Below are 316 nucleotides of genomic sequence, written 5' to 3'. Positions count from 1 at the left end.
GAGCAGAGGACTGAAAATCCTCGTGTCGGCGGTTCGATTCCGTCCCGAGCCACCATTTTGAAGTCACGAGCCGACTTAGCTCAATTGGTAGAGCAACTGACTTGTAATCAGTAGGTTGGGGGTTCAAGTCCTCTAGTCGGCACCACTTTCAAAATGAGCCATTAGCTCAGTTGGTAGAGCATCTGACTTTTAATCAGAGGGTCGAAGGTTCGAATCCTTCATGGCTCACCATTTACAATTTTATGCGGGTGTAGTTTAGTGGTAAAACAAGAGCCTTCCAAGCTCTGGTCGAGAGTTCGATTCTCTTCACCCGCTT

3 tRNA genes are annotated in these 316 nt (G+C 47.8%); all 3 read left to right on the top strand.

The annotated features are described in order from the left end of the window. The first annotated feature begins 69 nt into the window (after positions 1-69). The 3 genes from MR113_RS27615 to MR113_RS27605 all read left to right on the top strand — a co-directional run bounded on the left by MR113_RS27615 (position 70) and on the right by MR113_RS27605 (position 315). Positions 70-145, top strand: a tRNA-Thr gene (locus MR113_RS27615). 10 nt (positions 146-155) lie between these two features. Continuing rightward, positions 156-231 (top strand) — tRNA-Lys (locus MR113_RS27610). Positions 232-244: 13 nt separating this feature from the next. Then, positions 245-315 (top strand) — tRNA-Gly (locus MR113_RS27605). The last annotated feature ends 1 nt before the right edge of the window (position 316 follow it).

It is taken from the genome of Bacillus cereus group sp. BfR-BA-01379, assembly GCF_022663605.1.
Taxonomy (GTDB): Bacteria; Bacillota; Bacilli; order Bacillales; family Bacillaceae_G; genus Bacillus_A; species Bacillus_A mobilis.
The sequence above is the reverse complement of the archived record's forward strand: the minus strand, read 5'-3'. Positions and strand labels throughout refer to the sequence as shown.